The following is a 26,230-nucleotide window of genomic DNA, read 5'->3' as shown; positions in this document are numbered from 1 at the left end:
CTACGCTTCGCTACGCCCGGGATGACGGGCAGGTCCGCCCTCACCCCCGCCCGACAAACGGTGCGTTCGTCGCCATCACCGTTACGAACAGCACGTTCGCCTCCGGCGGCAGGCTCGCCATGTGCAGAACGGTGGTGGCGACGTTGTCGACATCCATCACCGGCTCGACCTTGATCGAGCCGTCGGCCTGCGGCACGCCGGTGGTCATGCGCTTGGCCATTTCGGTCAGCGCATTGCCAATATCGACCTGGCCGACGGCGATGCCGTATTTGCGGCCGTCGAGCGAGGCGGTCTTGGTCAGGCCGGTGATGGCGTGCTTGGTCGCGGTATAGGCCACCGAGTTCGGCCGCGGCGCATGGGCCGAGATCGAGCCGTTGTTGATGATGCGCCCGCCCTGCGGCTGCTGGTCCCGCATCGCCTTGAAGGCCTCCTGCGTGCACAGGAACGGGCCGGTCAGATTGGTGTCGACGACCTTCTGCCAGTCGGCCAGCGAAAGGTCCTCCAGCATGATGCCGCCGGGCGCATTGACGCCGGCATTGTTGAACAGCACGTCGACCCGCCCGAACGCCTCCTTGGTCTTGGCAAACAGCGCCTGCACGGAAGCGGGATCGGTGACATCGGTCGAGACGGCGAGCGCCTGCGAGGCCGGCACGCCGGACAGCGTAATCGTCTCCTCCAGCGCGTCGGTGCGGCGGCCGGCCAGCACGGTGCGGTAGCCGTCTTTCAGGAAGGCGAGCGCCACGGAGCGGCCGACGCCCGATCCGGCTCCGGTGATGATGGCGACCTTGTTGTGAGACGGCATGGCGTATCCTCGTCTTTTCTTCGGCTTCAACCGATTGAATGGAGGGCCGACCATAGCAGCGCGCCGCGCCGACGGAACAGGCTTTCGCGCAGCCGTGCCGCGCTTTGGCGACGGCACCGCCTGTCGCATCCGTGTCTTGCCAAGGCGGTAAACGGCCATACTCTCAGGCCAAAATGGGAGGACGTGCCATGATCAGCCTGACCCGCCGCCATCTCCTCGCCACTGCAGGCGCGACGCTCGCGGCCCCGGCGCTGGCCCAGCAGCCCGGCCACGAGCACCATGGCGGCCATTACGAGCGCCTGAGCCAACCCGGCCGCATCCAGAAGCCCGAGCTGGCGACGAGCCAGAACGTCTTCGATTCACCCGCCCCGAAGGCGGCCAATCCCGGCCGCTGGAGCACCAAGGCGCTGCTGCCGATGCCGCGCTCGGAGATGGCCTGGGCGACGGCCTATGACGACCGCATGCACATCGTCGGCGGTTACGCCGAGCAGCGCGTCGACCGGCCCTATCACCATGTCTACGAGCCCGCGTCCGACCGCTGGACCGACGCGGCGCCGCTGCCTGTTGGCGCCAACCATGTCGGCGTCGCCTTCCTCGACGGCAGGCTCTACGCCATCGGCGGCTTCCTCGAGCAGAACCGCAAGCCTCATCCGCGCTGCTTCACCTGGGACGCGAAGGCCGACCGCTGGGCCGAGATCGCGCCCCTGCCCCGCCCGGCCGGCTCAACGGCGGTGGTCGCGCTTGGCGGCCTGCTGCATGTCATCGGCGGCGCCATCGGCGAGACCACCGAGGCCAAGCGCTCGGTCGACTGGCACCTGGTCTACGACCCCAGGGCCGACCGCTGGAGCGAGCGCGCGCCTCTGCCCACGGCGCGAGACCACACCGGCACGCTGCCGATCGGCAATCTGATCCATGTCATCGGCGGCCGGGTGGATAGCTTCCACACCAACTCGAACCTGCACCACGCCTATGACCCGGCGACCGACAAATGGGCGCCGCGCAACCCGCTGCCGACCGCCCGCTCCGGCCATGGCGCGGTGCTCTACCGCGGAAAAGTCTTCGTGATGGGCGGCGAAGGCACCAACCGCGTCTTCGGCCAGATTGAGGCCTACGACCCCGTCAGCGACGGCTGGGAGCAATACGCCCCGATGCCGACCCCGCGCCACGGCCTGGGCGCAGCCCTGGTCGGAGACGCCATCCACGTCGCCGGCGGCGGCCCGGTCATGGGCGGCGGCGTGCAGAGCGCGGTGCATGAGGCGTTTGCGTTGGGGTGAGGTGGGTACCCCCGACGAATTCTGATGCTAATATTGCATGTATCAATACCGCCGTGGACGTTTAATCATTACAAGAATCGCGGCCGGCTTATGCCTCCCCTTAAGTCCCATTCGCGAACAGCGTTTATTTATCTGGTATTCATACGATTGCGCCTTTCAAAGCACTGAAATTAAGGACTCGCTATGAGTGGGGATGTAGAAGCGGCACGCCAACTCGATCGCCATCTAAGATCTCCACGCCAAATCTGGCTGACAGGCGCTGGCATTAGCCTAGCAGCCGGCTTACCTCTCATGTATCCGTTGACGGAGCAGGTATTTAGCCGCCTTGCGGCCGATACAGTAAATGCCGACGCGTATAAGCTCGTGGAGGCAGTGCGAGCCGATCTTCCGACAAATCTCCATATTGAACACGTTCTGAGCCATTTTTGCGATCTGATTGCGCTGGCCGAGCGAGCAAAAGATGCTAGCGCCGCAGTCGGCACTAATCGCGCACATAAGACACGCCTTCAGGCGGCGCATCATATGATACTACGCCATATTCGAGATATTCTGAGGTGGGGTTACAGCCCTCTGAATGGAAGCACTCCGGAACGGATTGGTGCACCGGGAAAACCTATAGTCACCATCACCGATCATTGCCGGTTCGTTCGAACACTTTACAAAATAAACCGAGCGGGTCTCGATGATCGGCGCGACGCGATCCAGTTCATCACCACTAACTATGACACCCTATTGGAAGACGCGCTGGCACTCGAACTCATACCCTTCGCAGACGGCTTTGCGGGTGGCGCCATCGCAGCATGGGACGAACACTTATTCGATTCCGCACACAGAACTCCCAATATAAAAGCTGTTGTTACCAAATTGCACGGCTCAATTGATTGGTATCGAAGCAATGCGGCGGGAGGTCGGGTGTTTCGCGTACGTCATGACGACCTCTACCCGGACCGATCTGACGAAAACGGCAGCGTGGTCATTTATCCCCAATCGACCAAATACATGGCATCGCGTGAGGATCCCTTCGGCCATCTGTTCCAGCGCTTTCGCGAACTGCTCTCGCAGGCACAACAGCAGGTTCTCTTCGTTTGTGGCTACTCGTTCGGCGATGATCACATCGACGCTATTATCGAGCAGCACCTTCTCCATCCGGACTGTAAGACGACGCTTGTCGCATTTGCGGGCACGCGTAATAGCAAGTTGAAGCGCTGGGGCGGAAGTAGTGCAGGCGAGCGAATTTTCGTAGTCGCCAAAGATGGACTTTATCGCGGCAAGGATGGACCATATTTTCCGCCTGTCTCGCCCGCGACAGAACGCGACTGGTGGACGTTCTCGGGTACTACCGCCCTGCTGGAGGACGGCTTGCCGGCAGACATAGCGGAGATGATCGAATGAGTGACTTTGATCTCGACCCGCACCTTCAGATAGGCACGGTATTCGAAACCTCGGGCACCACGATCAAAGTATCATTGCGGCGTAGCCTGACGGAGCTGGTGCAATCTCACGGTGGCACCGTCTATTCAGTTGGCCAGATTGGAAGCTTAATCAAACTCCATATGGGCCGTACTGTCCTGTTCGCAATGGTGCGACTGCTGCGCCTGCAGACAGAGGAGGAAGCCGCTGCCCGGGGCGCGATTGACGGCCTGGACCGACGCATTCTGGAGGCAGATCTTTTCGGCGAAGCACGCTGGCAGAAGGCTAGCGAGGCACTAACCTTTGATCGAGGCGTACGGAACTCGCCGCTTCCATTACAGGCCGCTTATCTCGTCACATCGTCCGAGACACGCCGCCTCTATACCGCCATCGAGAAGCAAGGGGGAGATGGGGTCAATCGATTCATCACGTTTGGTACTTATGCAGGCGCCGACGGAGTTGCTTGCCATGCAGACATGGACAAACTATTTGGCCAACATTTCGCGGTACTCGGCTCTACTGGTTCAGGCAAATCTACAGCTGTCGCGGCTATTCTGCACGCGGTATTAGACCATAAGGCGGCGGAGGCCGGACCTCGTGCAACGCCACGCGTGATTGTCATCGATCCTCATGGGGAATATGGCTCCGCATTCGGCGAGCGAGCGACTGTATTTAGAGCCTACGAAGAAGCGGGAGCGGATAGCGCAGCTTCGCGCCCCGTGAACCTCCCCTATTGGCTGATGTCGAGCGATGAATTCCGTCGGCTGGTTGTGGGCAAGGGCGAATTCGAAGCTACTTCGCAAGCAAACGTCGTATACAAGGCGCTAGCTCACGCTCGAATGCACGCAGCGGGGCTAGTTAGCGCAGCAAATGATCCCGCGCGAAAGACAGATGGACTGGGTCATCCGGATCTGCCACGCAACGCCCCTGGGAAGACGATGGTAGAAATCGCGGAATTTAACCGCGATTGGCCCATGCCATTCGATATTGAAGAATTTATAAATCATATTGAATTATGTCAAAATAATCGTCGAGTATCAAACGCGTGGCAATCTCTTACGGACAGTGAATACCAACAGAAATTCGCATCCATACTCGATAAACTACAAGTATTATGCTTAGATAGCCGAATTTCCTTTTTAATGCGTAATCACGTTGCGGGCGATCCAACCCTTGCTGATATTCTCGCTCAGTTCGTTGGCGCGGACACCGCAAAGCCGAACGCCTCTATTCGAATTCTCGATATCTCCGGTCTTCCAACTGAGGTCGCGGGCCCTCTAACTGCCGCAGTTGCCCGCCTCCTCTTCGCTTACAAACTCAATCAAACGCGAGAGGAGCGCGAAAGCGACCCGATCCTTCTCGTCTGCGAGGAGGCCCATCGTTATGTGCCGGATCGTGGTGAGGCTCTGTATGGCGCGGCACAAGACGCCGTGCGACGTATCGCGCGGGAGGGACGAAAGTATGGAATTGGCCTCATGTTGGTATCGCAGCGGCCGTCAGATGTCGAAAGCACGGTACTATCCCAATGCAATTCGTGGCTTGTCTTGCGCCTAACTAACGGCAATGACCAAGAGCACGTTAGCCGGTTTCTGCCAGACATGATGGCTGGTTTGATAAAGCTTCTTCCCTCATTACCGCGCCGGGAAGCATTGTTTGTGGGCGAGGCAGCGGCGCTACCAGCTCGAATCAAATTGACGCACTTGCCTTTAGACAAGCGTCCTCAATCGAATGACATCTCTTTCGCTGCCGGCTGGGCACAGGCTGTTCCCGATATTACCGCGTTGACGGCGATCGCAGAGCGCATGGCTAGCCGATAAGCAGTCGGCACCTACTTGGAAAACATGACGTACGCCCAACTTATCCCCGCCCCTCGCCCTTCCCCCATAATCCCCTCGCCCATCACCCAAACGGGGCGGCCGTCCGGAGGTATGCTGGAGGTTGGGTGAGGGTCGGCGCCTGCGGGTGGAGTTACGATCCACTCCCGGGAGGCTTCGGGGCACCGCCCTGGGGACACTACGGTCCCTGTGCGAGGAGCTCGCTGGACGGGACGGCGGAAGCGGTCAGGTCCGACACCGCGGTGTGGCGCACCCAATGGGGCGTTGAGGCTGCAGGACGGCACGGCAGGCCAAGCCTCTCCCTATAAGCGCGGCCCGGAGCCCAAAATCGTCGAAGGCGGAGCGCCACGGGGCGTGCGACGGGTGGCTCAACCCCGCCGCGCCGCATCCTGGCTCAATGGATGCGGATCTCTCTCGCGCCTCGCGGCGCTCCGCCAGCCCCCGATCTGAAACGTCCGCGCCCCTGAGCGCGGGCGGGTCTTGCCATGCCTGATCCCGGCCATGCCTGTTCCCGGCGAGGAGACGAGCGATGCCTGACGACAGCCGATCCGGCGCAGCCGCGCAGCGCGCCGCCGAGAACGCGATTCACCGGGCCCATCACGAGCGCGTCCTACGCGGGATGGGCGACCGGGCCGGCCTCTGGGCGTACTGTCCGGCCGCCGGCTGCAGGCGCAGGCGGGCCTGCAGCCGCGACGACGCGCGCTGCTACCGAACAGCCGTCAGTGCCCTGATGACCGATGAGGACCGCGCCTTCTACGGCGCGGCCTTCGCCCTGATGGGCCGGGGCGTTCCGCGGCAGCAAGCCTTCGCCCAGGCGCGCGATGCGATTGTCGCGCAGGAGCGCGCCCTGCGCGAGATCGGCGCCGGCCTCACATCCTGAACACGCCGAACTTCGTCTCCGGCACGGGCGCGTTGAGGCAGGCGGAGAAGGCCAGCGCCAGCACGCGGCGGGTTTCGGAGGGCAGGATGATGCCGTCGTCCCAGAGCCGGGCGGTGGCGTAATAGGGCGAGCCTTCCGCCTCGTAGCTCTCGCGGATCGGCGCCTTGAAGGCCTCCTCGGCCTGCGCCGACCAGTCCTTGCCCTCGGCCTCGATATTGTCACGGCGCACAGTGGCGAGCACGCTCGCCGCCTGCTCGCCGCCCATCACCGAGATGCGCGAATTCGGCCAGGTGAACAGGAAGCGCGGCGAATAGGCCCGGCCGCACATGCCGTAATTGCCCGCGCCGAACGAGCCGCCGACCAGCACGGTGATCTTGGGCACGCGGGCCGAGGCGACGGCGGTGACGAGCTTCGCCCCGTCCTTGGCGATGCCGCGCGTCTCGAAGTCGCGCCCGACCATGAAGCCGGTGATGTTCTGCAGGAACAGCAGCGGAATCCGGCGCTGGCAGCACAGTTCGATGAAATGCGCACCCTTCAGCGCGCTTTCGGAGAACAGGATGCCGTTATTGGCGATGATGCCGACCGGAATGCCGTGGATGCGGGCAAAGCCGGTGATCAGCGTCGTGCCGTAGAGCTTCTTGAACTCGTCGAACTCGGAGCCGTCGACGAGCCGGGCGATGACCTCGCGGATGTCGTACTGCTTCTTGAGATCGGTCGGCACGACCGCCTCGAGCTCCTCGACCGGATACAACGGCTCGACCGACTCGGCGATGTCGATATCGGGCCGCTTGACGCTGTTGAGGTTGCCGGCGATGCGGCGCGCGATCGCCAGCGCATGGGTGTCGTCGCCGGCATAGTGATCGGCGACGCCCGAGAGCCTGGCATGGACATCGGCGCCGCCGAGATCCTCGGCCGAGACGACCTCGCCGGTCGCAGCCTTCACCAGGGGCGGGCCGCCGAGGAAGATCGTGCCCTGCTTGCGGACGATGATGGTCTCGTCCGACATCGCCGGGACATAGGCGCCGCCGGCGGTGCAGGAGCCCATCACCACGGCAACCTGTGGAATCCCCTGCGCCGAAAGATTGGCCTGGTTGTAGAAGATCCGGCCGAAATGCTCGCGATCGGGAAAGACCTCGGTCTGGTGCGGCAGGTTGGCGCCGCCGGAATCGACCAGATAGATGCAGGGCAAACGGTTCTCGGCCGCGATCTCCTGCGCGCGGAGATGCTTCTTCACCGTCATCGGGTAATAGGTGCCGCCCTTGATGGTGGCGTCGTTGCAGACGACCATGCATTCGCGGCCGGCGACGCGGCCGATGCCGGCGATCATGCCGGCGCCATGCACGTCGCCCTCATACATGCCGAAGGCGGCAAGCGAGCCGATCTCAAGGAAGGCCGAGCCGGGATCGAGCAGGCGCAGCACGCGTTCTCTGGGAAGCAGCTTGCCGCGTGCGGTGTGGCGCTCGCGCGATTTGGCATTGCCGCCGAGCGCAGCCGAGGTGCGGCGCTCCTGAAGCTCGGAGCGCAGGCCTGCCCAAGCTTGCGCATTGGCGCGCGTCTCGGCCGAGTTCAGATCGACCTTGCTCTCGATGACCGGCACAGTGCGCGCTCCCAGGCGGTGTTCTCCACCGGGTTATGGCGCGGCCAGCGGCAAACGCCAACCGGCGCGGATGCTCAGAGGCGGAAGCGGAAATCCCCCATGCCGTCCCGGCGCGTTATTCTCTGGCCTTGTTGATCGAGCCGGTCACGCTCGGCCCCGCCACCGCCCCGATCGCGCCGCCGGCCACCGCCCCGATCGGCCCGAGCACGATGGCGCCGGCCCCCGCCCCTGCCGCCGCGCCAGCGATGCGCTGGTCGGTGTTGGTGCAGGCCGCAAGGCATGCCGCGATGGCGGCCGCGCAGATGAATTTGGTCATGGTCGTCCCGTCCCTCTCCGTCTGTCCGTGACGGGAGGATGGGCCGGCTTGGTCAACGCAAGGTAAACCGGATGTGCCGCGCGGCTTTCAGGGAACGACCGTCGCGCCGAAGATGCGCTCGAACTGGACGCGTAGCTCCGCGTCGACGTCCGCCATCGTCAGCGGCAGGCCGAGATCGACCAGCGAGGTGACTCCGTGGTCGCTGACGCCGCAGGGCACGATGCCGTCGAAATGCGACAGCTCCGGCTCGACATTCAGCGAGATGCCGTGGAACGAGACCCAGCGCCGCACGCGAATGCCGATCGCGGCGATCTTGTCCTCGGACCCTGCCGCCTTCTCAGGCCGTCGAACCCAGACGCCGACGCGGTCCTCGCGCCGCTCGCCGCGGATGTTGAAGCCGTCGAGCGTCGCGATCAGCCAGGATTCGAGCGCCGCGACGAAGCGCCGGAGATCGGGCTCGCGCCGCTTCAGGTCGAGCATGACATAGGCCACGCGCTGGCCCGGCCCGTGATAGGTGAACTGCCCGCCCCGGCCGCTGCGATGCACCGGGAAGCGCTCCGGCGCGATCAGATCCTCGTCCCTGGCCGAGGTGCCGGCGGTATAGAGCGGCGGGTGCTCGACCAGCCAGACCCGCTCGCGGGCGAGCCCGTCGGCGATCAGCCCGGCGCGCATCTCCATCTCGGCGACGGCATCGTCATAGCCGACGAGCCCGTCGGCCACGACCCATTCGACCGGTGCCGAGCCCGGCTCGGGGAGGAACAATTCGGCAAGCGCCTCGCGCGTCTTCACTGCGCATTAACCCTGTTTGGCCCAACCTCGGGATCGAAGCGGCGGCCAGCCTCATGCTCCCTGAAAGAGCAGCAGGCAAGTTTCGTTGGTGGAATTCTGAAGTAGTGTTTCGGAGGCAGGACTTGAAGGCCGATCTCGATCTCGTACCTGTCGAACTCACCGTCGTGCTGGGCTCCACCCGGATGCCGATCTACAAGCTGCTGCGTATGGGCCGTGGCGCGATCATCGAGCTCAATGCCAGCGAGACCGACGAGGTCCAGATTCTTGCCAACAACCACCCCTTCGCCAAGGGAATCGTCGTCGTCAGCGGCTCGCGCATCTCCGTCGAGATCACGCAGATGCTGAAACGGCCGACGGTCTACACCCTCCAAAGCGTCGCGGCCGCAGCCTGAGCACGTTTTCCTTCGCAACGCCCTTGTGGCGACGGATTCGATTTGCTAGACCCGCGCCGCTCCGGAGTTCACCGCGTCAGCGCGGAATGGCCGGAGCCGCTGCGGTCATGGCGGAACTGGTAGACGCACTACCTTGAGGTGGTAGCGGGGAAACCCGTGGAGGTTCGAGTCCTCTTGACCGCACCAGATTGAGGGCCTCCGGCCCGGCGAACGGCGATCCGCAGGGGTCGCCGTTCGCGTTTCAACGTCGCAATTCGCGTTTCGGAACCCGCCTGCGCGGTTCTCGCCGTCAAACCGCCCTGCTGCATTGCAACAGGGCAAGGCCGCTGACACAAGGGCGGCTGGCACCCAGCCGAATCCACATCTCGAATCGCGGAGCGGGCCGATGACGGACACGCACAAGGCTCCCGGCGACACGCTCGACCGCCCGATCCGCGACGAGGACGGGGCGATCGATGCCGGTCTGGTCGAACAGGTCTCGCAGGCGCTGCTGCTGTCGGACCTGACGACGCTGCGCGCCGTCGTCGCCGACATGCACGAGGCCGATCTCGGCGCGCTGCTCGAGGCGCTCGACCCTGACGAGCGGCCGCGGCTGATCTCGCTGCTCGGCAGCGACTTCGACTTCACCGCGCTGACCGAGGTCGACGATTCGATCCGCGAGGAGATCCTCGAAGAGCTCTCGCCACAGACCGTGGCGGAGGGCGTGCGCGACCTCGACACGGACGATGCCGTCTACATCCTCGAGGACCTCGACGACGCCGACAAGAAGGAGGTGCTCGACCGGCTGACCCCCGCCGAGCGCATCGTCCTGCAGCAGGGCCTCGACTATCCCGAGGATAGCGCCGGCCGGCGCATGCAGAGCGAAATCCTCGCCGTACCGGCCTTCTGGACCGTCGGCCAGACCATCGACCACCTGCGCCAGACCGACAATCTGCCCGAGCGCTTCTTCGAGATCCTGGTCGCCGACCCGGCCCATCATTTCGTGGGTTCGGTGCCGCTCGACCGGCTGCTGCGGACCCGGCGGCCGGTCGCGATCTCGACCCTGGTCGACGAGGACAGCCGCGCGGTGAAGGCGACCGACGACATCGAGGACGTGGCGCGCATGTTCCAGCGCTACAACCTGATCGCCTCGCCGGTGATCGACGATGCCGGGCGGCTGGTCGGCGTGCTCACCATCGACGACATCGTCGACGTGATCGAGGACGCCGCCGATGACGACGTCAAGCAGCTCGGTGGCGTCCACGCCGACGAGGAACTCTCCGACCCGGTGCCGATGATCGCCCGCAGCCGCTTCAGCTGGCTGTTCATCAACCTGGTGACCTCCTTCCTCGCCGCGGCGGTGATGAGCCTGTTCGAGGCGCAGCTTTCGCAGGTCGTGGCTCTCGCGATCCTAGCGCCGGTGGTGGCGAGCCAGGGCGGCAACGCCGCGACGCAGACGATGACGGTCGCGGTGCGGGCGCTCGCGACGCAGGAGCTCGGCGCCTGGAACCTGCGCCGGTTCTTCACCCGCGAGATGATCGTCGGGCTGATCAACGGCGTCGGCTTCGCGCTGATCACCGGCGTCGTGGCGGCCTTGTGGTTCGGCAGCCACGGCCTTGGCGGCGTCATCGCCATCGCCATGGTCGTCAACCTTCTGGCTGCCGCGATCGCCGGCGTCGTCATCCCCGTCTTGCTCGACCGCTACGACATCGACCCGGCGATCGCCTCGGGCACCTTCGTCACCACGGTGACGGATGTGGTGGGCTTCTTCTCGTTCCTCGGCGTCGCCGCGATCTGGCTCGCACATAGCTAGGAGCGAGGCATGCTGACGCAGCACCGTTCCCAGATGGTCCGATTTCAGTAACGTAAACCCGCCGTCAAGTTTTCTCCACGATCTTGCGCGACATGACGTCCCGCCGCATGAAAATCTTCCAGCCCGCAACCCTCCTCGCCGCCGCCGCTCTCGCGGTCCTTGGCGGCTGCGTGGCGCTGGAGGGGAACTACCCGGCCAAGGGCGATGCGCGCCCCCATCCCGGCGTGGCGCAGGCACACAGCTACCCGATCCACGGCATCGACATCTCGCGCTGGCAGGGCGAGATCGACTGGACCGCGGTCAAGGGCGCCGGCACCCGCTTCGTCTACATGAAGGCGACCGAGGGCGGCGACCATGTCGATCCGGCTTTCCAGCGCAACTGGGAGGGCGCGCGGCGCGCCGGCATTCCGCGTGGCGCCTATCACTTCGTTTTCTGGTGCCGCCCGGCCCATGAGCAGGCGATCTGGTTCAAGCAGCAGATTCCCAACGATCCCGACGCGCTGCCGCCGGTGCTCGACGTCGAATGGAACGGCCATTCGAAGACCTGTCCGCAGAAGATCGACCGCTCGCTCGCGCTGGAGAAGATCCAGCTCATGCTGACCGAGCTCGAGCAGCTCACCGGCAAGAAGCCGATCATCTACACCGACATCACCTTCCACAAGGACGTGCTGGAGGGGCAATTCAACAACTACCCCTACTGGATCCGCTCGACCGCGGCCCTGCCCGAGGCCCGCTACACCGAGCGCCCCTGGGCCTTCTGGCAGTTCACCACCACCGGCCGCGTGCCCGGCATCAAGGGCGACGTCGACCGCAACGCCTTCTTCGGCAATGAGGGCCAGTTCGATGGCTGGCGCCAGGGCGAGTTCGACATCGGCACGCGCCGCTGGGACAAGCCCAGGCCCGTGCCGCCGCAGCCGAGCCCCGGCCCCGAGCGCCCGGCAGCGCCGACGCCTTCGCCCGCCATCGCGCGGATTCCCGGCAGCGTCGCGCCCGTCGCCTCCTCGTTCCAGCCACCCGACGACGAGACCGCTCAGGCCGACTGACGTCGGGCCGGCGCGGCGGCAGGCTCCCTGGTTGGCCAAGGCCTTCTCGATTGGCCAAGGCCTCCCCGGTTAACCAAAGCTGAAACAAGCCCGCCGCATTCGCTTCAAATCTAACCGGCTCTTAACTGTCGCATCCGCATTTCGAAGGACGACGCGGGATAAGGAGTTGCCGGTGCGATCGAGGATACTGGAGCGGACGACACGCGCCGCCATCGCCATCGGCAGCCTGCTGACCTTGCTGTCGACGCCCGCAGCCGCGCTTTATCCGAAGAAGAGCGATTCCGCGCCGCATCACGGCGTCCGGGATGCGCGCCGCCAGGCGATCCAGGGCATCGACGTCTCGCGCTGGCAGGGCGAGATCGACTGGACCAAGGTCAAGGATGCCGGCACGCGCTTCGCCTTCATCAAGGCGACGGAAGGCGGCGACCATCTCGATCCGAGCTTCAGGCGCAACTGGGCCGAGGCGAAGAAGGCCGGCGTCGCACGCGGCGCCTATCACTTCGTCTGGTGGTGCCGCCCGGCGAAGGACCAGGTCCGCTGGATGAAGCGTCACATTCCGCGCGATCCCGACGCTTTGCCGCCGGTGCTCGATGTCGAGTGGCAGAACGGCTCGCAATGCGACCGCAAGGTCTCGCGCGAGGATGCGCTGGAGAAGATGCGCATCATGCTCGCAGCCCTGCAGGAGCACACCGGCAAAAAGCCGATCATCTACACCGACATCAACTTCCACGAGGATATCCTCGAAGGCGAGCTCAACGATTACCCTTACTGGCTGCGCTCGACCGCGGCCCCGCTGAGGCATCGCTACAACCGCGAGAAATGGGAGTTCTGGCAGTTCACCACGACAGGCCGCGTGCCCGGGATCACCGGCGACGTCGACCGCAACGCCTTCTTCGGCAGCGAGCATGAATTCGCCGCCTGGCGCCAGGGCCGCTTCGACATCGGCGCCCGCAAATGGCGCGGCGGCGAGCCAAAGGTCGCCAGCGACCGGGCGCCGGCAACCTCGGCGGGCTCGCGTGCGCCCAAGGCGGCCGGCGGCACGGCGCTGCGCATCGCCCCGCCCGCGAAGATACCGCAGCGCACCGCCCACAACGACTGACGCCGGCGGATTGACGTCAACGAACCGTCGACGTCATCGAACTGTCATGGCGCAGGCGCAGGGCTCGCGCTCTTGCCAGCGAGTTCGCCGATCACATCACGATGCCCTCCCCGATCGCCATTGCCGACGCGCAGTCCCGCATGGGCATCATCTGGGCCTATCGCTTCGATGCCGGTGGCGTGCCGACGCTGATCGGGCGCGAAACCCTTCCCGGCGTCGACCCGTCCGAGGGCTTCGTCTGGATCCATCTCGACCTTGTCCACAGCCGCGCCAAGGCCTGGGTCACCGAGCAGCCCTGGCTGCCGGCAGCCGCCGAGGAGATGTTCGTCTCGCCGGAAAGCCATCAGCGGCTGGACCATTCCGCCGAACTCGCCTGGGGCATTGCCCACGACCTCGTCCGCGACATCGCCTCCGATTCCGATCTGGTCGGCGCGTTGTACTGGATCGTCGGCGAGCGGCTGCTGGTGACCGGCCGGCGCGATGCCCTGCAGTCGATCCGGCTCGCCGCCGATGCGCTCAACCGCGGCGAAGTCGTCGAAGGGCCGGTCGCACTGTTCGAGCAGATCATCGAATACATCATCGACGACGTCACCCGCGCGGTCGTGCGGCTGATGGATGAGACCGACAGCGTCGAGGATCATGTGCTGGCCGACCGGTTCGACGACGCGCCGGCGCGCGTCGGCGCCGTGCGGCGCATGGCGGTGCGGCTGCACCGCCAGATCGGCGGGCTGCATCTGCTGTTCCGCCGCTTCGCCGAGACGAATTCCGGCCGCAGAGCGCCCGAGGAGGTCAAGGCGGCCGCCGCGCGCCTGCTCCAACGCATCGACGGACTGCATCACGACGTCCAGTCGGTGCAGGATCGGGCGAGGCTGCTGCAGGACGAGACGACGGCGCGCACCGCAAGCCAGACCAACAGGCAGCTCTATGTGCTCTCGATCCTGACGGCTCTGTTCATGCCAGCGACCTTCATCACCGGCCTGTTCGGGATCAATGTGAAGGGCCTGCCCTGGATGGAGCACGATCTCGGCGCGTTCTTCGTCACACTTACCTGCATCGGCGCCGCGCTGCTGACGCTGATCCTGCTGCGGCGCAGGGGCATCATCGGCGGTTGAACGCGGCTATCGGCCCGCCAACAGTCCTACCCAGCCGTGATAGCCGACATAAAGCCCTACGAGGATGATAAGCCCGCCGGATAGATAGGGCGCCCTCCGAGCGAATTCCCCGAACCATGACCAGCGTCGCGTCGCATGCCGGACGCTGAGCGCGGCCGCAGCGCCGACGGCGACCAGCGTGATCGCCAAGCCGATCGAGAAACACAGCACCAGCGCGAAGCCCAGCGTCAATTCCTTCAGCTGCAGGCAGAGCAGCAGCACCGTGATCGCCGCCGGGCAGGGAATGAGCCCCCCGGTCAGGCCGAACAGCACGATCTGCCAGGTGGTCGCCTCCCGGCCCGTGAAGCGGCGGCGGATATCCTCCGCATGCGCCCGCTCATGCGCATCCTGATGGCCGTCGGCTTCGGCCAGGATGGTCGCTCCCGCCGAGCCGAACGGGATCGCATCGCGAGGCCCATCATGATGATGGTGATGATCATGGGCGCCGCGCCCGTGGTCATGAGCATGACCATGATCATGATGATGATCATGGTGGTGGCCGTGATCATGGGAGTGATGCCGCGCCTGCGTCACCGGATGCTGGTCGCGCCAGGTGCGCCACAGCATCCACAGCGCCAGCGCGATAATCGCGGCCGCCGAGGCGAGCTGGAAATAGGGCTCGAACGTCTCTGAAGCGACATCGCGCCAGAGATAGAGGCCTCCCAACGCGATCGCCCACACGACGAGCGTATGCGACGCCGTCGCCGCCAGCCCCAGCAGCACGGCCTGCGTCACCGTCCCCCGGATCGCAATGATGAAGGCTGCCATCATCGTCTTCGAGTGGCCGGGCTCCAGCCCGTGCAGCGCCCCGAGCAGGATCGCGCTGGGAACGAACAGCCAGGCCTGCCCTGCCCCCTGCTGGATCAGTTCGGCGAAAGACGGCATCGGCGCCTCACAGATATTTGGTCAGGGCCTTGAGCCCGTCGATGGTGCGGCGCATCTCGGGTGTCGACGCCTGCCCATGGTCGAACAAATGATGCTCGATATGGTCGAAGATCAGCAGCTCCTTGACCTTCTCCAGCGCCTTCTCGACCGCCTGGAGCTGCTGCACGACATCGGGCACGTCCCGCCCGGTTTCGACCATCGCGATGACGGTGCCGAGATGCCCCTGCGCCCGGCGCAGACGGTTGGTGATGTCGGGATTCATCTCGTGGCTCATGGCCTCTATCCTATCCTCCTGGATAGGATAGGCAAGTGGTCGTTGTTCGTCGTGCTTGAGCTTGTCCCGAGCACCTCAAGGCACGATGGCTCTGGCTCGACGGAGCATGGCCAGGACCGTCATGCTCGCCCTTGTGGCGAGCATCCACGCCTTGTCCACCGCACTCGCCAAAGGAAGACATGGGTGGCCGGCTATCTCTGAAGAACAATCAACAAGCACGACCATGACGGAGGAGATGCGCGGCACGGCGTCGATACCCAAACCCTGTTCGCGCTCACGCGCGCTGACTTGGTCGCCATCCGCGCTATAAGGCGGGAAACGCCGCGCGCCATGCCGCGCCGCTCGCCGGGAGGACACCATGCTCGCCAACGCGCCCCGCCCCTTCAATTTCGACCTCGGCGAGACCGCCGATGCGATCCGCGACACCGTCCATGCCTTCGCGCAGGAGAAGATCGCGCCGCGCGCCCAGGAGATCGACGCGACGAACCAGTTCCCGCGCGATCTCTGGCCGCAAATGGGCGCGCTTGGCCTGCACGGGATCACGGTCAAGGAGGAGGATGGCGGCGCGGGGCTGGGCTATCTCGAACATGTCGTGGCGATCGAGGAGATCAGCCGCGCCTCGGCCTCGGTCGGCCTCTCCTATGGCGCCCATTCCAACCTCTGCATCAACCAGATCGCCCGCAACGGCAATGCGGCCCAGAAGGCGAAATACCTGCCCAAGCTGATCTCGGGCGAGCATGTCGGGGCGCTCGCCATGTCGGAGCCGGGAGCGGGCTCGGACGTCGTCTCGATGAAGACGAAGGCGGTGAAGACCGGCGACCGCTATGTCCTGACCGGCAACAAGATGTGGATCACCAACGGCCCCATCGCCGAGACGCTGGTGGTCTATGCCAAGACCGATCCCGAGGCCGGCTCCAAGGGCATCACCGCCTTCCTGATCGAGAAGGGCATGAAGGGCTTCTCGACCCACCAGAAGCTCGACAAGCTCGGCATGCGCGGCTCGGACACCTGCGAGCTCGTCTTCCAAGACTGCGAGGTCCCCGAGGAGAACGTGCTGGGCACGGTCGGGCGCGGCGTCAACGTGCTGATGTCGGGCCTCGACTACGAGCGCGTCGTGCTCTCGGCAGGCCCGCTCGGCATCATGCAGGCGGCGCTCGACGTCGTCATGCCCTATGTCCACGAGCGCAAGCAGTTCGGCCAGGCGATCGGCGAGTTCCAGCTCGTCCAGGGCAAGCTCGCCGACATGTATGTGATGATGAACGCCTGCAAGGCCTATGTGTACGCGGTCGCAAAAGCCTGCGACCGCGGCGAGACCACCCGCGAGGACGCCGCTGGCGCGATCCTGATCTCGGCCGAGAAGGCGACCCAGATCGCGCTCGACGCGATCCAGCTTCTGGGCGGCAACGGCTACATCAACGACTACCCGACGGGACGCCTGCTCCGCGACGCCAAGCTCTACGAGATCGGCGCGGGCACGAGCGAGATCAGGCGGATGCTGATCGGGCGGGAATTGTTCGCGAAGACGAAGTAGGACGAGCCGAATCGCGGTAGCGTGAATCATGCCAGTTCCCGCCCGGCCCAAAATCTACCATATCGTCCACGTCGATCGGCTGGCTTCGATCATTGCGGACGGCTTTCTGTGGTCAGATGCGGCAATGTTTCAGAGACAGGGTGTCGGCACTACGATCGGCATGAGCAATATCAAAACCCGTCGCCTGAACGAGCTCAGTTTGAGTTGCTATCCCGACCTGCGCGTGGGTCACTGCACTCCATTCTATTTCTGTACGCGATCGATTATGCTCTATCTGATTTATCGAAGGAACGAAGAGCTTAGTTATAAGGGCGGGCAAGAGCCCATTGTTCATCTCGAAGCCGATCTCCATGCAGCGATTGCATGGGCACAACAGAATAACCAGCGTTGGGCATTTACCTTATCCAATGCAGGCGCATATTACTTTGAAGACAGTTCAGATATCGCAAGATTGAGCGATATCAACTGGGATGCCGTCGGTGCTCGCCAATGGTCGGGAAACGGTGTTTCGCGTTCGATTAAGGAAGGCAAGCAGGCTGAATTCCTGATCGAGCGCGCTTTCCCTTGGCATCTCATCGAGCGCATAGGGGTCTATGCGCAGGGCATCGTGCCACTTGTCTCCAACGGCATGCAGGGCGCGGCGCATCGGCCGATGATCGAAATAAAAAGAGAATGGTATTATTGAGGGCTATGGCGATGATCACGTTCCGGACCGGAGATATCTTGAGGGCGGATGCGGAAGCGCTCGTCAACACGGTCAACTGCGTCGGCATCATGGGTCGCGGGATCGCCCTCCAGTTCAAGAATGATTTCCCGGACAATTTTAGGGCCTACGAAGCCGCCTGTGCCCGCGAAGAGGTGCAGCCGGGCAAAATGTTCGTATTCGAGACGCGAACACTGACCAATCCGAAGTTTATCATCAACTTTCCAACTAAGCGCCATTGGCGTGGCAAGAGCCGAATGGAGGACATCGACTCCGGCTTACAAGCCCTCGTAGCAGAAATCCGGAATCGCAGCATCCGGTCGATCGCCATTCCGCCTCTAGGCAGCGGCCTTGGAGGTCTGAACTGGAGCGACGTGCGCCCCCGCATCGAAACAGCGCTGCGCGGTATCGACGATCTCGACGTCATCATCTTCGAGCCGAACAGTGCGCCCATTGCTACCAGGTCCCGGGAGGTTCCGAACATGACCGCGGGACGCGCCGCGCTGGTCGTTTTGATGCACCGCTATCTCGGTGGGCTGATGGACCCTTTCGTGACATTGATTGAAGTTCAGAAGCTCATGTACTTCATGCAAGAAGCTGGAGAGCCGCTTCGGTTGAATTATATCAAGCACCACTATGGCCCTTACGCAGACAATCTGCGCCATGTGTTGACCAAGATCGAAGGGCATCTCGTGGCCGGATACCACGACGGCGGCGACGCCCCGGAGAAGCAACTCGAACTCGTCCCTGGTGCAGTGACGGACGCCGAAGCATTTTTGAGGCAAGATTGCGAAACGCGAGGCCGCTTCGATCGGGTCGGCAAGCTGGTCGAAGGCTTCGAGACGCCGTTTGGCCTCGAACTGCTTGCAACTGTTCATTGGGTTGCAACCCACGAGAAAGCAACGAGCGCCGAAGATGCCGTAGTGAAGGTCTATGCGTGGAACGATCGTAAAAAGTGTTTCTCGCCGCGCCAGATCGGCATCGCGTTCAAGACCCTTCATGCGAAAGGCTGGTTGGAGGAATCCGAAAACTCAGAGCACTTACCTCAGTAGGATGCCCCTCTACTTCGCCTACGGCCTCAACATGGACCCCGCCGGCATGGCGCAGCGTTGCCCGCGCTCGAAGCCGCTCGGCCTCGCCCGCCTGCCGCGCCACCGCTTCATCGTGACCCGCGACGGCTATGCCTCGGTCATCCGCGATCCGCGCGAGGAGGTCCATGGCGTGCTCTGGGACTGCGCGCTGGGCGACGTCCGCACGCTCGACAAGTTCGAGGAGCTGGCGAGCGGGCTCTACGTCAAGATCAGCCAGCCGGTCATCGTGCCCGGCGGCGCCAAGCGCGCGCTGGTCTATATCGGCCGCTCGGGTGACCCCGGCCGGCCCAAGCCCGGCTACATGGAAACAGTGATCGCCAGCGCCAAACACTGGTCTCTGCCAGAGAGTTATGTAGCCGGCTTGAATCGGCTTCTGAGCAAGCCAGTTCTGGATGCGAAGTCGCTGAATCCAGTTGCGAGCGATCTGCCGCCGGGCCCGGTCAAGGGCGTCAGACCTAGAGCACTCGCGCCGAAGTAAGGAGCCGGCCGTCATGCTCGCCCTTGTGGCGAGCATCCACGTCTTGGACACCGCCCTCGCCGGCCGAAGACGTGGATGGTCGGGACAAGCCCGACCATGACGCAAGGGCTCGGCTGGTGGTCCTACACCGTCAGCCCCTTCGCCAACTCGCTGACCTGCTTCTCGAACAGGCCGCGATAGGCGCCGTTTTCGCGCTGGAGCAGCGCCTCGTGCGGCCCTTCCTCGACGACGCGGCCGCGGTCGAAGACCAGGATCCGGTCCATCGCCCGCACCGTCGAGAGCCGGTGCGCCACCACGATGGTGGTGCGGCCCAGCATCAGCCGCTCCATCGCCTCCTGGATCAGCGCCTCCGATTCCGAATCGAGGCTCGAGGTCGCCTCGTCCAGGATCAGGATCGGCGCATCGGCCAGGAAGGCGCGCGCGATCGCGACGCGCTGGCGCTCGCCGCCCGAGAGCTTGACGCCGCGCTCGCCGACCAGCGTCGCATAGCCCTTGGGCAGCCGCATGATGAACTCATGCGCGTTGGCAAGCTGTGCCGCCTGCTCGATCTGCGCCAGCGAGGCGCCGGGCCGGCCATAAGCGATGTTCTCCGCCAGCGAGCGGTGGAACAGCACCGGCTCCTGCTGCACGATCGCGATCTGGGCGCGCAAGCTCGCCTGCGTGACATCAGCGATGTCGCGCCCATCGATGGCGATGCGCCCCGAGGTCACGTCGTAGAGCCGCTGGATCAGCTTGACGAAGGTGGTCTTGCCCGAGCCCGAGCGTCCGACCAGCCCGACCTTCTCGCCGGCACGGATCACCAGCGAGAAATCGCGATAGAGCGGCTCGGCATGCCCGCCATAATGGAAGGTCACGTCCTCGAAGGTGATCTCGCCTGCCGTCACCGCCATGGCGGTCGCACCCCTCGCGTCGGCGACGCCATAGGGCTGATCGTGCATCGCGACGAGCTCCTCCATGTCGTTCACCGAGCGCTGCAGGTTGTGCACATGCTGGCCGACATCGCGCAGATAACCATGCACCACCGCATAGCTCGTCAGCACGAAGGCGACATCGCCGGGCGTCGCCTGCCCGTTCGCCCAAAGCCAGATCACAAGCCCGATGACGGCCGCGCGCAGGGCCAGCAGCACGAGCTGCTGCGCCGTGCCCGAGGTCGTGCCGCGCACCCAGGTCCGCCGCGTCCGCAGCGACCATTTCGCCAGCACTCCGGCGGCGCGGGCGTCCTCGCGCAACTCGGCGCCATAGGCCTTGACCACCGGGTTGCACGAGATCGCATCGGCCAGCGCCCCGCCGACGCGGGTGTCCCAGCTATTGGCGAGCCGTGCCGCCGGCGCGACATAGTTGAGCGACAGCGCGACGGTGACGCCGACATAGAGCAGCGCGCCCGCGAAGACGACGAGCCCCATCGCAGGCCAGTGCCAGGCGAGCAGCACGGTCGAGCCGAGAAGCACCACGACCGAGGGCAGCAGCGCGATCAGGATCGTGTCGGTGAGCAGGTCGAGCGCCCACATGCCGCGCGTGATCTTGCGCACGGTGGAGCCGGCAAAGTTGTTGGCGTGCCAGTCAGTCGAGAAGCGCTGCAGCCGCGCGAAGGCTTCACTCGCCGTGTCGCCCATGGTGCGCAGCGTCATGCCGGTGATGCCGATGAAGCCGAGATGGCGAAAGACCACGCCGCAGGCGCCTAGCGCCAGCATGGCGGCGAGCGCCCACAGCGCGGCCTCCAGCGCCGACGCGCCCTCGCCTGCCACCGCATCGACGAGGCGCCCGGCATAAACCGGCATGAACAGGTCGGCGACGGTGGCAGCCATCATCGAGCCGGCGACGAAGCCGACGGGTCCGGGCCGGCGAGCCCAGTGGCGGAAAGTGAAGCCGAGAACGGCCCGGAACGGCTCGGGCCGCCCGGTGCGATCGGGTCGGGACATGTGTGTCTTCGGCCCGCAGGGGAGCCGACTCCAGATCATGCTGCAGACGGCGACGCACGCCGATCTTCAGCGAAGGACAGGAAAGCGATGGAGAATGCTCAGGCGCCGCCTTTGGCGGGCCACGGGCGAGTCCGACCTAGTGGCGGGACATTCGCGGGGAGCTGACGATGATCATGAATTCCATTCAGCCCTCCCTGTCTCGTGCGTGAGCGATGGAGACAGGATGCCGCAGGATGATCGGGCTGGCAAGACGGCTGGCGCGCATCGCGGGCGGGATGAGGCTTCGCGGCAACAGATGAAGGCGTGGCCGCTCGGACCTCACCACCCTCGCCGCCCCTACCAGAACAGCGCCAGCAGCCTGACCGCGATCACCAGCAGGAAGCCGGTTATGATGGTTGCCAGCACCTGCTGGCGCCTCGCCCGGTTCGGGAACTGGCGCGCAAAAATCCGCCCCAGCGGCTTGCGGAACAGGAAGGCGACGACGGCCAGAACGATCAGGATGTGGGACAAAGGCGGCGGCTCGAACCGTTCAGGACGCGGCGGGTTTATGCCGGACACCCTTGTCGGCTCGGGCGAAGCAGGTCAATGCGGAGCACGTCTTCAAATCCAGCGACGCCTTGGCAAGCGACGATGGAACACGCAAGCTGCCGCCAGGGGATTGGCATGACCGGCATGATCGGATTCGAGACGCTCGACATCATCGGCATGGTGTTCTTCGCCGCGTCCTGGATCGGCTATCATTTCGCCGTCGAGATGGGGCCGCATGCCGGCAAGAGCCTGAACATGCGGATGAACCTGCGCCGCGCCCGCTGGATCCGCGAATCGATGAGCCGCGACAACCGCATCGTCGATACGCAGATCATGAACGGCCTGCAGAATGGCACGGCCTTCTTCGCCTCGACCTCGCTGATCGCCATCGGCGGCACGCTGACCCTGCTGCAATCGACCGACCGCGTGGTGGCGCTGTTCTCGGACCTGCCCTTCGGCACCGCGCCGACCCGCGCCGCCTGGGAACTCAAGGTCATCGGGCTGGCGCTGATCTTCGGCTACGCCTTCTTCAAATTCGCCTGGAGCTACCGGCTGTTCAACTACTGCGTCATCCTGCTCGGCTCGCTGCCCCCGGCCAAGAACCACGAGCCCAAGGACGCCGAACGCGCCGTCCATGAGGCGACCGAAATGAACATCGCAGGCGGGCGGCATTTCAACCGCGGCCAGCGCGCCTTCTTCTTCGCGCTCGCCTATATGGGCTGGTTCCTCGGGCCGACGACCTTCATCCTCTTCACCGGCGCCGTGCTGGTCGCGATGTACCGGCGGCAATTCGCCTCCGACGCCGCCCGCGTCTTCCGCTATCCGGACACCACACAGAAAACCCCCGAGTGATGACCAAGCCTGACGATGCCGAATTCGAAGCCACGATCCTGAATCTCGCCGGCGAGCGCGGCGAAGGCCGCACGGTCGGCCCCTCCGACGTGGCGCGCGTGCTCGGCGGCGATCATCCCGATGGCTGGGGCCCGCTGATGCAGCCGATCCGCCGCGTCGCGGTCCGGCTGATGAAGGAGGGCCGCATCGTCATCACCCGAAAGGGCCGGCCCGTCGATCCCGATGATTTTCGCGGGGTCTACCGGCTGCGGCTGCCGGAAGGCGAATAGCTCGCCTCCCCGCGTCCTACGGCCCCGGAAACAGCGTGTCGGTATAGCCCGCCAGCCAATAGGCTAGCAGTCCGACCCATTCCTTGAAGCCGTCATCGGCGATGACGAGGCCGCGCGGCGCTCGCGCATAGGGCCGGATGAAATCGGCCGGCTCGCCCTCCGAGAGATAGTCGACCGGGAAGGCCTCGACCGCAAAGCCCGCCTTGCGAAACACGCCCATCGAGCGCGGCATGTGCCAGGCCGAGGTCACCAGCAGCCAGCGCTCGCCGGGTTTGGGATCGACCAGCCGGCGGGCAAAGACGGCATTCTCCAGTGTGTTGCGCGATTTGTCCTCGAGCACGAGCCGCTCCGGCGCCAGCCCGAGCCCGGTGAACATCAGCCGCGCGCCGTCGGCCTCGGTATAGGTCACCGGCGAGATCAGATTGGCAGCGCCGCCGGCGAAGACGACTTTCGCCTGCGGATGCAGCCTGGCGAGTTCAACCGCCTTGGTGATGCGCGCGCCGGCCGAGAGCAACACGACGTCGTCGCGGGCGATCCCGATCGGCCCGCCGAGCACGACGATCCCGGCGACCGGCCCCTTGGCCGCATCCTGCTGCGGAAACCGATCCTCCAGCGGCCGCACCACGATGCGTGGCAACGGGCTGAAGGCCATCAGGACGAGCCCCAGCGCAGCCGCCGCGCCGATCCAGCGCCCCAGTCGCGCGAAGCGCGTGAACGACAGCAGCGCGCTGAGCCCCACGATGAGGATGACGAAATTCACCGGCGAGAAGGCGAACCAGACAAGCTTGGACAGGGTGAAGAACATGCTGTCTCCAGGCCGCGGATAGTCCCGGCCGTTCTTACCCTGCGAAAGCTGACAGCTTGATAATGCCTGCGCTCAGCGGAAGATCTGCGGTGGCGATTGCGGGCGGCGGGCCGGCGCCTGCGGCAGCGCGGCGCGTTCCAGTTCGAGCGCACGCATCGCGACCTCGCGCAACTCGCAGCCGGCCTGCCGACCAAGCTGCCAGCCCTCGCGCTGGGTCGAGCCATAGAAGGCGCATTTCTGCGCGATGAAGCCCTCCCAGGTCAGGTGCAGCGCCGCAAGGCGGCTGCGCTGCCCGGCATCGAGCGTGCGGCCGCTCGCCTGCAGCGCCTGCGTCAGGCGCTCGCGCCAGACCGTCTCCTCGCGCCGGGCGCAGCCGGACTCGGCGGAACGCCGGTCGGCGCTGGCCGCACTTATGCAGCCGACGGCGATGGCGCCGATGCAGGACGGTGCGGCCGAGCGATTGTCGCGCAGGCAGGCCGCGAGTTGGGCGCGGTCGGAAGCAAGCGTCGTGCTCCCCTGCGCCCAAACTGGCGAGACGCCGAAGATCAGCAGCAAGAGAGCGAGCCTGGGCAGGAGCATGGCCGCCATACTGACACCGATCGCAGCCGGATCAAGGCGTCCCCAGGCCATGTCAGGCGACCGGCAGGGGCAGCGCGGGCTTCGCGGCGGGGCGGGAGAAGATCGCATCATACCAGCGCCGCACATGCGGGCGCTCGGCCTGCTCGACCGGCATGTTGAGCCAGCGATGCGCGCCGCAGCCCACCGTGATGTCGGCCATGCCGAAGCGCTCGCCAGCCAGGAAGCTGCGCGTCGCCAGATGCGCGTCGAGGATGTCCATCAGCTTCTCGGCCTTGGCCGCGCTGGCCGCGATCCTGTCCGGGTCCATGTACTCGGGCACCTTGCGGACCACGCCCCATAGGACCGGCGTCATCGCCGGCTGCAGCTCGGACTGCATCCAGTCCATCCAGCGGTCGGCATCGGCGCGCAGCGCCGGGTCCTCCTCCCAGATCCAGCCCGAGCCGTAGCGCGCCGCGAGATAGCGCACGATGCTGTTGGATTCCCAGATGCAGACATCGCCATCCTCCAGCACCGGAATCTGGGCGTTGGGATTCTTGGCGAGGAAGACCGGCTCGCGCAGGCCGCCGAAAGCGCCGCCGCAATCGATGCGCTCGAAGCTCTGCCCGACCTCGCCGGCCGCCCATACGGCCTTCTGGACATTGATGGAGCTGATCCGCCCCCAGATCGTCAGCATGTGAACCTCCGCAATCCCGTCATGCTCGCCCTTGTGGCGAGCATCCACGCCTTGAACACCGCCTTCAGCCGCAGAAGGCGTGGATGGTCGGGACAAGCCCGACCATGACGAGACAGCCTAAGCCTGTCTCGGCGCACTTACTTGAATTCCATGATGACGGCATCGACGGCGAGCGAATCGCCCTCTTTCGCCAGGATCTTGGCGATGGTGGCGTCCTTCTCGGCCAACAGCACGTTTTCCATCTTCATGGCCTCGACCATGCACAGGGCCTCGCCGGCCTTGACCTCCTGGCCGACGGTGACCGAGATCGCCTTGACCACGCCGGGCATCGGGCAGAGCAGGAATTTGCCGGTGTCGGCCGCGACCTTCTCCGGCATCAGCGCCGCGAGTTGCGCCTCGCGCAGCGTATGGACATGGGCGTTGGCATAGGCCCCGGCATGGCCGAGCGAAAAGCCGTTCAGGATCGAGCGCACCTGTGCCGCCACCGCGACGCCGTCGAGCGTGCCGCGCCAGACCGGCTCGCCCGGGCGCCAGTCGCTGACGACCGAGAGGCTGCGCGGGCCGAAGCCGATCACCACTGTCTCGCCCTGCTCCGTGACCTCACCTTCGAAGCGCTCAGCCCCGAGCACCACGATGCGCGTGCGCTCGAAGGCGACCTTGCGCCAGCCCTCCATCTGCGCGCTGACATGACGCTTGCGCTGGTTGAGTTTGTGGTCACAGGCGATCGCGATCGCGGCCATCCGCAAGGCGACTTCGCCGACAGGCACCGGCAGCGCAAAGCCCTCGGGGAATTCCTCGGCGATGAAGCCGGTCGAGAGATTGCCGGCGATCCAGCGCGGATGATGCATCAGCGCCGAGACGAAGGGGATGTTGTGGCGGATGCCCTCGATAGCAAAGGCATCCAGCGCCCTCGCTTGCGCCTCGATCGCAGCGAGCCGCGTCGGCGCATGCGTCACCAGCTTGGCGATCATCGGGTCGTAATAGATCGAGATCTCGCCTCCCTCGAACACGCCGGTGTCGTTGCGCACCATCGCGTCGCCATCCGGCCCCTCCACCGGAGGCCGATAGGTCACGAGCCGCCCGGTCGAGGGCAGGAAGCCGCGCGTCGGGTCCTCGGCATAGACGCGGGATTCGACCGCCCAGCCGTTGAGCTTGACCTCGCCCTGCGTCAGCCCGAGCTTCTCGCCATAAGCAACGCGGATCATCTGCTCGACCAGATCGATCCCGGTGATCATCTCGGTGACCGGATGCTCGACCTGAAGG

27 protein-coding genes and 1 tRNA gene are annotated in these 26,230 nt (G+C 65.0%); 16 read left to right on the top strand and 12 right to left on the bottom strand.

What is annotated here, in order from left to right:
* Positions 1-40: 40 nt before the first annotated feature.
* Positions 41-802: an SDR family oxidoreductase gene (locus AC1DYU_RS22800; protein ID WP_476793636.1), complete on the bottom strand. Its 762-nt coding sequence runs from the start codon at positions 800-802 to the stop codon at positions 41-43.
* A gap of 188 nt (positions 803-990) precedes the next feature.
* Between AC1DYU_RS22800 and AC1DYU_RS22795 the strand changes: the two genes are divergently transcribed.
* The 4 genes from AC1DYU_RS22795 to AC1DYU_RS22780 all read left to right on the top strand — a co-directional run bounded on the left by AC1DYU_RS22795 (position 991) and on the right by AC1DYU_RS22780 (position 6,201).
* The gene (locus AC1DYU_RS22795) at positions 991-2,076 is read left to right on the top strand and encodes a Kelch repeat-containing protein (protein ID WP_476793635.1); all 1,086 of its coding nucleotides are present in this window, start codon (positions 991-993) and stop codon (positions 2,074-2,076) included.
* A gap of 291 nt (positions 2,077-2,367) precedes the next feature.
* Positions 2,368-3,468 (top strand): SIR2 family protein, encoded by a 1,101-nt coding sequence (locus AC1DYU_RS22790; RefSeq protein WP_476793634.1) that lies wholly within the window; start codon positions 2,368-2,370, stop codon positions 3,466-3,468.
* On the top strand, positions 3,465-5,303 hold the full coding sequence (locus AC1DYU_RS22785; RefSeq protein WP_476793633.1) for an ATP-binding protein: 1,839 nt from the start codon (positions 3,465-3,467) through the stop codon (positions 5,301-5,303). The genes AC1DYU_RS22790 and AC1DYU_RS22785 overlap by 4 nt, the downstream gene beginning before the upstream one ends.
* 547 nt (positions 5,304-5,850) lie before the next feature.
* Positions 5,851-6,201: a hypothetical protein gene (locus AC1DYU_RS22780; protein ID WP_476793632.1), complete on the top strand. Its 351-nt coding sequence runs from the start codon at positions 5,851-5,853 to the stop codon at positions 6,199-6,201.
* Here the strand turns inward: AC1DYU_RS22780 and AC1DYU_RS22775 are convergent.
* From AC1DYU_RS22775 to lipB, 3 genes are all read right to left on the bottom strand, one after another.
* Positions 6,191-7,798 carry a carboxyl transferase domain-containing protein gene (locus tag AC1DYU_RS22775; RefSeq protein ID WP_476793631.1) on the bottom strand — a complete coding sequence of 536 codons (1,608 nt, stop codon included), beginning with the start codon at positions 7,796-7,798 and terminating at the stop codon, positions 6,191-6,193. The two genes, AC1DYU_RS22780 and AC1DYU_RS22775, sit on opposite strands and share 11 nt — an antisense overlap.
* Before the next feature lie 115 nt (positions 7,799-7,913).
* Complete coding sequence (locus AC1DYU_RS22770; RefSeq protein ID WP_476793630.1) at positions 7,914-8,114, bottom strand: hypothetical protein; 201 nt, start codon at positions 8,112-8,114, stop codon at positions 7,914-7,916.
* An 87-nt stretch (positions 8,115-8,201) separates the two neighbouring features.
* Positions 8,202-8,903, bottom strand: coding sequence for a lipoyl(octanoyl) transferase LipB (gene lipB / locus AC1DYU_RS22765; RefSeq protein ID WP_476793629.1), 702 nt, complete (start codon positions 8,901-8,903; stop codon positions 8,202-8,204).
* A 122-nt stretch (positions 8,904-9,025) separates the two neighbouring features.
* Between lipB and AC1DYU_RS22760 the strand changes: the two genes are divergently transcribed.
* The 6 genes from AC1DYU_RS22760 to AC1DYU_RS22735 all read left to right on the top strand — a co-directional run bounded on the left by AC1DYU_RS22760 (position 9,026) and on the right by AC1DYU_RS22735 (position 14,341).
* Complete coding sequence (locus tag AC1DYU_RS22760; protein WP_476793628.1) at positions 9,026-9,295, top strand: FliM/FliN family flagellar motor switch protein; 270 nt, start codon at positions 9,026-9,028, stop codon at positions 9,293-9,295.
* Between the two features lie 101 nt (positions 9,296-9,396).
* A tRNA-Leu gene (locus AC1DYU_RS22755) sits at positions 9,397-9,481 on the top strand.
* A gap of 199 nt (positions 9,482-9,680) precedes the next feature.
* Positions 9,681-11,087, top strand: coding sequence for a magnesium transporter (gene mgtE, locus AC1DYU_RS22750; protein ID WP_476793627.1), 1,407 nt, complete (start codon positions 9,681-9,683; stop codon positions 11,085-11,087).
* A gap of 92 nt (positions 11,088-11,179) precedes the next feature.
* A complete protein-coding gene (locus tag AC1DYU_RS22745; protein ID WP_476793626.1) occupies positions 11,180-12,130 on the top strand; it encodes a glycoside hydrolase family 25 protein in 951 nt (316 codons plus the stop codon).
* 172 nt (positions 12,131-12,302) lie between these two features.
* Complete coding sequence (locus tag AC1DYU_RS22740) at positions 12,303-13,229, top strand: glycoside hydrolase family 25 protein (RefSeq protein WP_476793625.1); 927 nt, start codon at positions 12,303-12,305, stop codon at positions 13,227-13,229.
* Between the two features lie 101 nt (positions 13,230-13,330).
* Positions 13,331-14,341: a CorA family divalent cation transporter gene (locus tag AC1DYU_RS22735; protein ID WP_476793624.1), complete on the top strand. Its 1,011-nt coding sequence runs from the start codon at positions 13,331-13,333 to the stop codon at positions 14,339-14,341.
* Between the two features lie 6 nt (positions 14,342-14,347).
* On the opposite strand, the gene AC1DYU_RS22730 is transcribed toward AC1DYU_RS22735, so the two are convergent.
* On the bottom strand, positions 14,348-15,265 hold the full coding sequence (locus tag AC1DYU_RS22730) for a nickel/cobalt efflux transporter (protein ID WP_476793623.1): 918 nt from the start codon (positions 15,263-15,265) through the stop codon (positions 14,348-14,350).
* Between the two features lie 7 nt (positions 15,266-15,272).
* Positions 15,273-15,539, bottom strand: coding sequence for a metal-sensing transcriptional repressor (locus AC1DYU_RS22725; RefSeq protein WP_158483236.1), 267 nt, complete (start codon positions 15,537-15,539; stop codon positions 15,273-15,275).
* 358 nt (positions 15,540-15,897) lie between these two features.
* Between AC1DYU_RS22725 and AC1DYU_RS22720 the strand changes: the two genes are divergently transcribed.
* Genes AC1DYU_RS22720 through AC1DYU_RS22705 form a run of 4 tightly spaced genes read left to right on the top strand, consistent with a single transcriptional unit; the run spans position 15,898 to position 19,342 of the window.
* Positions 15,898-17,070 carry an isovaleryl-CoA dehydrogenase gene (locus AC1DYU_RS22720; protein ID WP_476793622.1) on the top strand — a complete coding sequence of 391 codons (1,173 nt, stop codon included), beginning with the start codon at positions 15,898-15,900 and terminating at the stop codon, positions 17,068-17,070.
* A gap of 28 nt (positions 17,071-17,098) precedes the next feature.
* On the top strand, positions 17,099-17,755 hold the full coding sequence (gene darT, locus AC1DYU_RS22715) for a type II toxin-antitoxin system toxin DNA ADP-ribosyl transferase DarT (protein ID WP_476793621.1): 657 nt from the start codon (positions 17,099-17,101) through the stop codon (positions 17,753-17,755).
* Between the two features lie 5 nt (positions 17,756-17,760).
* Positions 17,761-18,825: a type II toxin-antitoxin system antitoxin DNA ADP-ribosyl glycohydrolase DarG gene (gene darG / locus AC1DYU_RS22710; RefSeq protein ID WP_476793620.1), complete on the top strand. Its 1,065-nt coding sequence runs from the start codon at positions 17,761-17,763 to the stop codon at positions 18,823-18,825.
* Between the two features lies 1 nt (position 18,826).
* The gene (locus AC1DYU_RS22705) at positions 18,827-19,342 is read left to right on the top strand and encodes a gamma-glutamylcyclotransferase family protein (protein WP_476793619.1); all 516 of its coding nucleotides are present in this window, start codon (positions 18,827-18,829) and stop codon (positions 19,340-19,342) included.
* A gap of 122 nt (positions 19,343-19,464) precedes the next feature.
* On the opposite strand, the gene AC1DYU_RS22700 is transcribed toward AC1DYU_RS22705, so the two are convergent.
* Positions 19,465-21,261: an ABC transporter ATP-binding protein gene (locus AC1DYU_RS22700; RefSeq protein WP_476793618.1), complete on the bottom strand. Its 1,797-nt coding sequence runs from the start codon at positions 21,259-21,261 to the stop codon at positions 19,465-19,467.
* Between the two features lie 336 nt (positions 21,262-21,597).
* The gene (locus AC1DYU_RS22695; protein WP_476793617.1) at positions 21,598-21,771 is read right to left on the bottom strand and encodes a hypothetical protein; all 174 of its coding nucleotides are present in this window, start codon (positions 21,769-21,771) and stop codon (positions 21,598-21,600) included.
* 153 nt (positions 21,772-21,924) lie between these two features.
* On the opposite strand from AC1DYU_RS22695, the gene AC1DYU_RS22690 reads away from it, so the two are divergent.
* Positions 21,925-22,641, top strand: a complete 717-nt coding sequence (locus tag AC1DYU_RS22690; protein WP_476793616.1) for a DUF599 domain-containing protein — start codon at positions 21,925-21,927, stop codon at positions 22,639-22,641.
* Positions 22,641-22,910 carry a DUF3253 domain-containing protein gene (locus AC1DYU_RS22685; protein WP_158483232.1) on the top strand — a complete coding sequence of 90 codons (270 nt, stop codon included), beginning with the start codon at positions 22,641-22,643 and terminating at the stop codon, positions 22,908-22,910. The genes AC1DYU_RS22690 and AC1DYU_RS22685 overlap by 1 nt, the downstream gene beginning before the upstream one ends.
* Before the next feature lie 16 nt (positions 22,911-22,926).
* Here AC1DYU_RS22685 and AC1DYU_RS22680 read toward each other — a convergent pair whose 3' ends face one another.
* The 4 genes from AC1DYU_RS22680 to AC1DYU_RS22665 form a co-directional block, all read right to left on the bottom strand.
* On the bottom strand, positions 22,927-23,715 hold the full coding sequence (locus AC1DYU_RS22680) for a YdcF family protein (protein ID WP_158483231.1): 789 nt from the start codon (positions 23,713-23,715) through the stop codon (positions 22,927-22,929).
* Positions 23,716-23,787: 72 nt separating this feature from the next.
* The gene (locus AC1DYU_RS22675) at positions 23,788-24,303 is read right to left on the bottom strand and encodes a hypothetical protein (RefSeq protein WP_476793615.1); all 516 of its coding nucleotides are present in this window, start codon (positions 24,301-24,303) and stop codon (positions 23,788-23,790) included.
* 43 nt (positions 24,304-24,346) lie between these two features.
* The gene (locus tag AC1DYU_RS22670) at positions 24,347-24,967 is read right to left on the bottom strand and encodes a glutathione S-transferase (RefSeq protein WP_158483229.1); all 621 of its coding nucleotides are present in this window, start codon (positions 24,965-24,967) and stop codon (positions 24,347-24,349) included.
* Positions 24,968-25,104: 137 nt separating this feature from the next.
* Positions 25,105-26,230, bottom strand: a 1,126-nt coding sequence (locus AC1DYU_RS22665; RefSeq protein ID WP_476793614.1) for a biotin/lipoyl-containing protein, incomplete at its 5' end; no start/stop codon positions are given.

The organism is Allobosea sp. P2_B12, assembly GCF_056404835.1.
This window is presented reverse-complemented; position numbering and strand designations above follow the sequence as displayed.

Bases quoted from the DNA above. Each gene is read 5' to 3' on its own strand.
- AC1DYU_RS22800 (WP_476793636.1), bottom strand. From the start codon at position 802: ATGCCGTCTCACAACAAGGTCGCCATCATCACCGGAGCCGGATCGGGC.
- AC1DYU_RS22795 (WP_476793635.1), top strand. From the start codon at position 991: ATGATCAGCCTGACCCGCCGCCATCTCCTCGCCACTGCAGGCGCGACG.
- AC1DYU_RS22790 (WP_476793634.1), top strand. From the start codon at position 2,368: ATGTATCCGTTGACGGAGCAGGTATTTAGCCGCCTTGCGGCCGATACA.
- AC1DYU_RS22785 (WP_476793633.1), top strand. From the start codon at position 3,465: ATGAGTGACTTTGATCTCGACCCGCACCTTCAGATAGGCACGGTATTC.
- AC1DYU_RS22780 (WP_476793632.1), top strand. From the start codon at position 5,851: ATGCCTGACGACAGCCGATCCGGCGCAGCCGCGCAGCGCGCCGCCGAG.
- AC1DYU_RS22770 (WP_476793630.1), bottom strand. From the start codon at position 8,114: ATGACCAAATTCATCTGCGCGGCCGCCATCGCGGCATGCCTTGCGGCC.
- mgtE (WP_476793627.1), top strand. From the start codon at position 9,681: ATGACGGACACGCACAAGGCTCCCGGCGACACGCTCGACCGCCCGATC.
- AC1DYU_RS22745 (WP_476793626.1), top strand. From the start codon at position 11,180: ATGACGTCCCGCCGCATGAAAATCTTCCAGCCCGCAACCCTCCTCGCC.
- AC1DYU_RS22735 (WP_476793624.1), top strand. From the start codon at position 13,331: ATGCCCTCCCCGATCGCCATTGCCGACGCGCAGTCCCGCATGGGCATC.
- AC1DYU_RS22730 (WP_476793623.1), bottom strand. From the start codon at position 15,265: ATGCCGTCTTTCGCCGAACTGATCCAGCAGGGGGCAGGGCAGGCCTGG.
- AC1DYU_RS22725 (WP_158483236.1), bottom strand. From the start codon at position 15,539: ATGAGCCACGAGATGAATCCCGACATCACCAACCGTCTGCGCCGGGCG.
- AC1DYU_RS22720 (WP_476793622.1), top strand. From the start codon at position 15,898: ATGCTCGCCAACGCGCCCCGCCCCTTCAATTTCGACCTCGGCGAGACC.
- darT (WP_476793621.1), top strand. From the start codon at position 17,099: ATGCCAGTTCCCGCCCGGCCCAAAATCTACCATATCGTCCACGTCGAT.
- darG (WP_476793620.1), top strand. From the start codon at position 17,761: ATGGCGATGATCACGTTCCGGACCGGAGATATCTTGAGGGCGGATGCG.
- AC1DYU_RS22705 (WP_476793619.1), top strand. From the start codon at position 18,827: ATGCCCCTCTACTTCGCCTACGGCCTCAACATGGACCCCGCCGGCATG.
- AC1DYU_RS22700 (WP_476793618.1), bottom strand. From the start codon at position 21,261: ATGTCCCGACCCGATCGCACCGGGCGGCCCGAGCCGTTCCGGGCCGTT.
- AC1DYU_RS22690 (WP_476793616.1), top strand. From the start codon at position 21,925: ATGACCGGCATGATCGGATTCGAGACGCTCGACATCATCGGCATGGTG.
- AC1DYU_RS22685 (WP_158483232.1), top strand. From the start codon at position 22,641: ATGACCAAGCCTGACGATGCCGAATTCGAAGCCACGATCCTGAATCTC.
- AC1DYU_RS22680 (WP_158483231.1), bottom strand. From the start codon at position 23,715: ATGTTCTTCACCCTGTCCAAGCTTGTCTGGTTCGCCTTCTCGCCGGTG.
- AC1DYU_RS22675 (WP_476793615.1), bottom strand. From the start codon at position 24,303: ATGGCGGCCATGCTCCTGCCCAGGCTCGCTCTCTTGCTGCTGATCTTC.
- AC1DYU_RS22670 (WP_158483229.1), bottom strand. From the start codon at position 24,967: ATGCTGACGATCTGGGGGCGGATCAGCTCCATCAATGTCCAGAAGGCC.